This is a genomic window from Burkholderiales bacterium (assembly GCA_035518095.1).
GTDB lineage: Bacteria > Pseudomonadota > Gammaproteobacteria > Burkholderiales > JAHFRG01 > JAHFRG01.
Genome location: DATIXX010000060.1, coordinates 1 through 6943 on the forward strand (window position 1 = coordinate 1; position 6943 = coordinate 6943).

At 54.2% G+C, this 6943-nt stretch carries 7 protein-coding genes; 4 read left to right on the top strand and 3 right to left on the bottom strand.

What is annotated here, in order from left to right:
* Positions 1-334: di-heme oxidoredictase family protein (locus VLV32_10280; GenBank protein HUL42272.1), on the top strand; the 334-nt coding region annotated here is incomplete at its 5' end.
* A 34-nt stretch (positions 335-368) separates the two neighbouring features.
* Here the strand turns inward: VLV32_10280 and VLV32_10285 are convergent.
* The 3 genes from VLV32_10285 to VLV32_10295 all read right to left on the bottom strand — a co-directional run bounded on the left by VLV32_10285 (position 369) and on the right by VLV32_10295 (position 2112).
* Entirely contained in the window at positions 369-1082 is a 714-nt protein-coding gene (locus VLV32_10285) for a hypothetical protein (GenBank protein HUL42273.1), read from the bottom strand.
* Between the two features lie 147 nt (positions 1083-1229).
* Positions 1230-1514, bottom strand: a complete 285-nt coding sequence (locus VLV32_10290; GenBank protein ID HUL42274.1) for a hypothetical protein — start codon at positions 1512-1514, stop codon at positions 1230-1232.
* Positions 1515-1941: 427 nt separating this feature from the next.
* Positions 1942-2112 (bottom strand): hypothetical protein, encoded by a 171-nt coding sequence (locus VLV32_10295; GenBank protein ID HUL42275.1) that lies wholly within the window; start codon positions 2110-2112, stop codon positions 1942-1944.
* 234 nt (positions 2113-2346) lie between these two features.
* Between VLV32_10295 and VLV32_10300 the strand changes: the two genes are divergently transcribed.
* The 3 genes from VLV32_10300 to VLV32_10310 all read left to right on the top strand — a co-directional run.
* A complete protein-coding gene (locus tag VLV32_10300; GenBank protein HUL42276.1) occupies positions 2347-3195 on the top strand; it encodes a M28 family peptidase in 849 nt (282 codons plus the stop codon).
* A gap of 191 nt (positions 3196-3386) precedes the next feature.
* Complete coding sequence (locus tag VLV32_10305) at positions 3387-6059, top strand: pitrilysin family protein (GenBank protein HUL42277.1); 2673 nt, start codon at positions 3387-3389, stop codon at positions 6057-6059.
* Positions 6060-6299: 240 nt separating this feature from the next.
* A partial coding sequence (locus VLV32_10310) for a peroxiredoxin (protein HUL42278.1) occupies positions 6300-6943 on the top strand: 644 nt, incomplete at its 3' end.

Below are 6943 nucleotides of genomic sequence, written 5' to 3' on the forward strand. Positions count from 1 at the left end.
GCCTGAGCTTGCCGTGAGCGAGTCTTCGAGCGCCGCGATCACCAACCAAGGTACAGCCCGGTTGTTTTCGGACTTGCTGGTTCACCACATGGGCGAACGGCTCGCGGACGGCGTTACCCAGGGGCTCGCGGGAGACGACGAATTTCGCACCGCTCCATTATGGGGTGTGGGTCAACGTATTTTCTTTCTGCATGACGGGCGTGCGAGCAACCTGGTGGATGCGATTCAACAACACGCCAGCAACGGTTCCGAAGCCAATCGTGTGATCACCCAATTCAACCGCCTTTCCGACCAGGACCAGCAGGATATTATTTATTTCTTGCGGAGTCTGTAAAATTGATGCTGGCGAAAACAGAGACTTACATAGGTCAATAACGCAAGCCGACAATCGCCTTGAAAATCCAGCGATCGGAAGCGGGAGTAAGTCCTCTGCCGACACCGAAATTCAGGTCGAAACGTTTGAATTCCGCGTCCACCACGCCGTAGAGCGTCTCGCTCTGCTGCGACAAATGTCCAAGGTCGTCGAGATTCCCCAAGTCATTGTACGACTCGAAACCCAGGGCATAATCGGCGGAAACCTTATACGAAAGTTTGCTGCTAATGTTTAATGACACGGGGCTGCTGTTTGAACCTGAGAAACCCCAATCCAGATTCGGATTGACCGCAAACAGCCATAAACCTTTGCGGAAGCCGTAGATGCCCTTGAGCTCCGCGTTCCAGGGCTGCTCCGCAAACCGGTGGGAAATCCAACCGAATTCGAAATTTGCGCCCCAAAAAGATCCCATTTCTTTATTGTGGTCGGCGATATACTTGATTCGGACTTTTTCCCCGTCATAACTGGCTCGGTCATTGGGTCCGTAGGAAGAAAGCGAATACAAGCCTAACTCAAGATTGTTATTGACGCCGTAATAAACTTCCGGTGTCAGGCGATATACGCCTTGAGGAGGTATGTTGCCGGGATACTCCGGCGTGGTGCTGCCCGAATATACGTAATTATTGTGAACGTCCATTCCGAAATGACCGGGTTCGGTAATGTCATCTAGATAAACCTGAATTTCCTCTGGCGCCGCAGCGCAGTGCATGCTGAAGGCGCTCAGAAATAACGAAGCCAGCGCAAAAATCGATGCCAGGAATAAATTCCGGAGGGCTTGTACGCTTTGACAAAAAAGCCGCGTGCAATCTACGCGTCGTTGAAATTCGCAACTTTTCGTGCCGGCCCCTGAAGTCTTCTAATACTTGTAAAAGCGACTGTTAAGATATTGGGTGACGTCGTCAACGTCTTCGTTGGTCCATTGGTAATGCTTGTAGCTCTCCCATTGTACGACCCAGCGACGAATTTCCGAGATTGATTTTGCCTTCCTGTTTGGCCTCTCGCTCACGCTTTTGCTGTGGCATTCGTTGCAATCTGTCTCATAAATAAGCTTGCCGCGCTCCAGGTCGGCAGCACTTAAATTTTCACTGAATAAGCTATATAAAGCGGCAATCATCAAAATCGCGCAAAGTTCGCGCATCATTTCGGGTTTGCTGCGTGTATGCATTTCCGTGAGCCTGTTTTTCGTTGATCGACGGCGCACCACTTCTTGGCGTTGCGCCATTGCATACTATAGCAAATTAAAGCGTTGGGCATTGTCTCGTTTCTGTTTTGATTTCATTATTTCAATTTGTGCGAGATGAGCGGCGAATTTAAGAACATTCTATGTTAAAACTATGCTACAACTTCGTCAGGTTCATGCCAAATGCTTACGGAGAACTCGGAGACTTGGATATCCTGAGCCAGGTTAATCTGCATCAGCGAAGTCGTTAATTACCGGTAAAACCGTTAGCACCCGCAATGCGACGCGCTCGAACACCAGTTAGTGCCTCGTTGGAAACTGGAATTCACGACTTGCGGAATCGAGTCAATGCTTCCAATAAAGTGCACACGCGCTTAATGACCTGCCATCATGTGTTTTGGCAGGTACCTTCTTGTGGCGGCCGTTTGAACAATGTCATTTCCCACTCGCCCGATGCTTCAAGGTGCCTCAGGATGTAGACACTGCCGTCATAAGCTTGTACTTTAAAATAACGGCCATCGGGGGAAAGCCAGCGGTCGGTGATCTGCATCACGGGCATGCAACGCTCTCCCACGTAAAAGCAGCGCGGTTCCTCCTCACCCCGGTGGCCGGAGTAGCATTGCACTCGAATCTTCATGGGCGGGTACGTGTCATGCAGGCGTATGATTAAAGTCCCACCGGTACCGGCTTGGTTATCGCGCGGCTCTCTGTTCTTTTGTCAGGAACAACTGATTTGACTCTTTCTTCAACTTCAAATTCCGGCCCTGCAGCAGCCGCCGTACAGAGGTTGGCCATGCAACTGCGTAATCATGTCGGGAGGCTAGCCGGCGGAATCGGCGAACGCAACGTGTTCCGCGCTGGGACGCTGCGCTCTGCGGCGGATTATATCCGTGCTGAATGGACTGCGCAGGGTTATCGGGTTGCAGTGCAAGCCTATACCGCGGAGGGCGTGCCCAGCGAAAATCTTGAAGTCACGGCCCCGGGCAAATCGAATCCCGGAGAAATCATTTTAATCGGCGCTCATTACGACTCGGTACAGGGGAGCCCGGGCGCCAACGACAACGCCAGCGGCGTGGCGGCACTGCTTGAAATCAGCCGAAGATTCGCAGAACGTGCTCCCGCGCGCACCGTGCGATTCGTCGCTTTCGTAAACGAAGAGCCGCCATTTTTCTTTTGGGACAAGATGGGCAGCATGATTTATGCCAAAGCGGCGCGGGCACGAAGCGATGCCATCCGCCTTATGGCATCCTTGGAGATGCTCGGCTGTTACAGCGATCAGCCCGGCAGTCAGAACTACCCGCCGTTGTTGCGCTTTTTCTATCCGGACCGCGGGAACTTCATTGCGTTTGTTTCCAATTTCAGTTCGCGCCAAGTCATGCACCAACTCGTTAACGCGTTCCGCTCCTGCTCGGATTTCCCGGTCGAATCGCTGGCGACGTTTGAATTTGTTCCGGGCGTTTCTTGGAGCGACCACCTTTCTTTCTGGCGGGAAAAGTATCCCGCGGTTATGATTACCGACACCGCTTTCTATCGCTACGCCTACTACCACAGCGCGCTGGATACACCGGAGAAACTGGATTACGACTCCATGGCGCAGGTTGTTGACGGCCTGGCACAGAGTTTCGCTGTACTGGCCGGTTAAAAAAAGGCGGCCGATTGCAGGCCTCGCCTGAGAACTTTTGCGTTTTTCAACGCTCTGAACGAGAGCAGAAAGTCAATACTGAATTTTCTGAAAAACTTTCCTGCAGCTCGAATGCAATATAGAACATCAGCCAAGCATAGGATAGAATCAATTGTCCTAATGCAATATTTTCATTTTTGAGGATAATTCTAATGTGGGTTAAGCGCGGCGCAGTGAACGTCGTCCTCGCCTTTGTTTTCTTGTCGGTCAGCGGCTTTACCGTAACGACTTCGGCCGAAAAAACCGAAGTTGTTCGCCAAACGCTCGGGAATGGCCTCAGGGTTATCATTGTTCGCAACACCCTCGCTCCCGTGGTTACGACCGCAGTTAACTATCTCGTTGGGGCGAACGAGACGCCGCCAGGATTTCCGGGCACGGCGCACGCTCAAGAGCACATGCTGTTCCGTGGCAGTCCGGATCTCTCTGCCGACCAGCTTGCCGATATCGGAAGCCTGGTCGGCGGTGACTTCAACGCGGACACGCGGCAGACAGTTACTCAATATTTCTTCACAGTTTCCGCGCAGAACCTTGACGCCGCGCTGCATATCGAAGCGCTCCGGATGCGTGGCATATTGGATACCGCGAAGGATTGGGACCAGGAGCGCGGCGCTATCGAACAAGAGGTCGCGCAGGATCTTTCCGATCCGGTTTACGTCCTTTATACCAAGCTGCGCCTCGCGCTGTTCAGCGGAACGCCCTACGCACATGACGCACTGGGCACGCGCCCTTCATTCGATAAGACGACGGCCGCAATGCTGAAAGCCTTTTATGACAAATGGTATGCGCCCAACAACGCGATACTCATCATAGTCGGTGACGTCGATCCACACGCGACGCTTGATAAAGTGCAACAACTGTTTGGACCCATCGCCCCCAAACAGCTGCCGGATCGCCCGGAAGTAAAACTTGAGCCTGTCACGCCACAGTCGTTCAGCCTTGACACTGACCTTTCCTATGGACTCCAGGTCATCGCACTACGCATGCCGGGGCTCGATAGCCCTGACTTTCCTGCGGCGGAGGTGTTGGCTGATGTATTAAGGAGCCAACGGGGCGAACTCTATGGGCTCGTGCCGCAAGGAAAAGCGCTGGGTGCCGACTTTGCCTACGAGCCACTACCGCAGGCAGGGCTTGCTTATGCCGTGACGACGTTTCCTTCGGGCAGCGATCCCAAGGCGCTTGAGTCGGACATGCGCGCAATCCTCGCCAAGATAGCGAAGAATGGCGTACCGGCAGATCTGGTCGCCGCTGCAAAAGTGCAGGAGCGCCGCGGCGCCGAGTTCCAAAAGAACTCGATCAGCGAGTTGGCTACCGTATGGTCGGAAGCCGTTGCGGTATACGGGCTCGATTCGCCGGACGAGGATCTTGCCCGTATCGAGAAAGTTACTGTCGAGGATGTCAATCGCGTGGCGCGTAAATATCTCGATCTCGATCGCACCATCACCGCGGTGCTCACCCCGCAGAGTTCCGGCAAGCCGGTTGCATCGCACGGCTTCGGTGGCCAGGAAAATATTTCGCTTGGTCAGTCCAAGCCAACGCCGCTGCCGGGCTGGGCGCAATCGGCGCTGACTCGCGTCTCGGTTCCGGTGTCGACAGTTCACCCGTTCGTCAGCACACTTCCCAACGGCATCACCCTCATTGTACAACCCGAAGATGTAAGCGATACGGTCAGCGTCTTCGGGCATGTCAGGAACCGTCCCGAACTGCAAGTTCCCAAGGGACAGGAAGGGCTGTCTCAGGTGCTGGAAGCCCTTTTCCCCTATGGGACCGAGCGTCTTGACCGCATCGCCTTCCAGGAGGCACTCGACGCGATCGGCGCGGATGAACACGCCGGCACTGATTTCTCGGTTCAAATACTCGCTGAGAATTTTGAGCGCGGTGTCGAGCTGCTCGCCGACAACGAACTGCATCCGAGGCTTCCGGAGCACGCTTTCGATATAGTCAGGAGGCAGGTCGCCGAGACAGTCGCAGGCAATCTCACGAGCCCGAATTATCTCAGCGGGCGAGCGCTTCGCGCCGCTCTTTTCCCAAAGGATGATCCAACATTACGCGAAGCGCTGCCGCAAACGGTCAGCGGTCTCACGCTTCAGGATGTGCGCAATTTTTATCAGTCTGCTTTCCGGCCCGACCTCACGGCTATTCTCGTGATCGGCAAAGTCTCGCCGCAACAAGCAAGGTCGGTGATTGAGAAGTATTTTGGGGGCTGGTCCGCACTTGGTCCTAAGCCTGACATCGAGCTGCCGCCCGTGCCGCTCAACACTCAAGTAACAAGTCAAGTGCCTGACGCCAGCCGCGTGCAAGACAGCGTGATACTTGCGGAAACACTTAAACTTACGCGCTCCAATCCGGATTACTACGCGCTTCAACTCGGCAACAACGTGTTGGGCGGCGGATTCTACGCCTCGCGGCTCACCCGCGACATTCGGAAAGACGCAGGACTCGTGTATTATGTTGAGTCGTATTTCGAGTTCGGTAAGACGCGCGGCATTTACTTTGTTAGTTACGGATGCGATCCACAAAACGTTTCCAAAGTACAAGGTTTGGTCGTTCGCGAACTCCGGGAGATGCAGACGATCCCGGTGAGTGCGGACGAGTTGCAACGAGCAAAAGCATACCTGGTCCATCGCATACCGCTCCAGGAAGCGAGCCTGGACGCTATCGCGCGCGGAATCATGCATCGGTGGAAGCTTGATCTTCCATTCGACGAGCCGACGCTCGCGGCTCGTCGTTATCTGGAACTGGGCGCGCCCGAAGTTCAAGCCGCGTTTGCGAAATGGCTGCGCCCGGACGATTTGGTGCGCGTAAGTCTGGGACCAAGCTCCAACTAGGCGTCCCCAGTGACAAGGCCCGGCGGATCGCGGTCAGAGCAAATCGCGCCAAACCAGGGAGCGGCGAGGTTCCGGCCGCGTAAACAGCGTCCGCGCACTCTTTTTTCTGAATCATTCCCGGTTTGGGGGTGGACGGATTGTATAGCCGGCTATAGACTTACAAAATTAGCCCGATTCATCGATCGGGGCTTTCTATTTGGGGCCGGTATGCACGGCCCGCCTGCATGATGGAGGTTTAAAATGGCAATTCGCATAGGCGACGAAGCACCGGATTTTACGGCAGAAACTACTGAAGGCAAAATCCGATTTCACGAGTGGATCGGAGACAAATGGGCGATCTTGTTCTCCCATCCGAAAGATTTCACACCCGTATGCACCACAGAACTCGGATACATGGCGGGGCTAAAGCCGGAATTCGACAGGCGCAATACCAAGATCATAGGACTTAGTATCGATCCGGTGAGCGACCATAAAGCCTGGTCCCATGACATCCAGGAAACACAAGGCCACAAGGTCAATTATCCCATGATTGGCGACGCTGACCTGCATGTCGCGAAACTATACGACATGATCCATCCGAATGCGAGCGGCGGGAAGCGCACTGCTGCGGACAATGCGACAATTCGCTCGGTATTTATCGTCGGGCCCGACAAAAAAGTCAAGGCAATGCTCATCTATCCGATGAGTGCAGGACGCAACTTCGATGAGGTGCTACGTCTGCTCGATTCGCTTCAGTTGAACGCCAAACATTCGGTGGCAACGCCGGTGAACTGGAGGCCGGGTCAAGACGTCATCATCCCCACCTCGGTTTCCGATGAAGAGGCAAAAAAGAAATACCCGCAGGGATTTAAAACCCTGAAGCCGTATCTGCGTACCGTGGCACA

What these genes read in the sequence shown, in the direction of transcription:
- VLV32_10285 (HUL42273.1), bottom strand. Translation starts at nt 1,082, where the DNA reads ATGCACTGCGCTGCGGCGCCAGAGGAAATTCAGGTTTATCTAGATGAC.
- VLV32_10290 (HUL42274.1), bottom strand. Translation starts at nt 1,514, where the DNA reads ATGATGCGCGAACTTTGCGCGATTTTGATGATTGCCGCTTTATATAGC.
- VLV32_10295 (HUL42275.1), bottom strand. Translation starts at nt 2,112, where the DNA reads ATGCCCGTGATGCAGATCACCGACCGCTGGCTTTCCCCCGATGGCCGT.
- VLV32_10300 (HUL42276.1), top strand. Translation starts at nt 2,347, where the DNA reads ATGCAACTGCGTAATCATGTCGGGAGGCTAGCCGGCGGAATCGGCGAA.
- VLV32_10305 (HUL42277.1), top strand. Translation starts at nt 3,387, where the DNA reads ATGTGGGTTAAGCGCGGCGCAGTGAACGTCGTCCTCGCCTTTGTTTTC.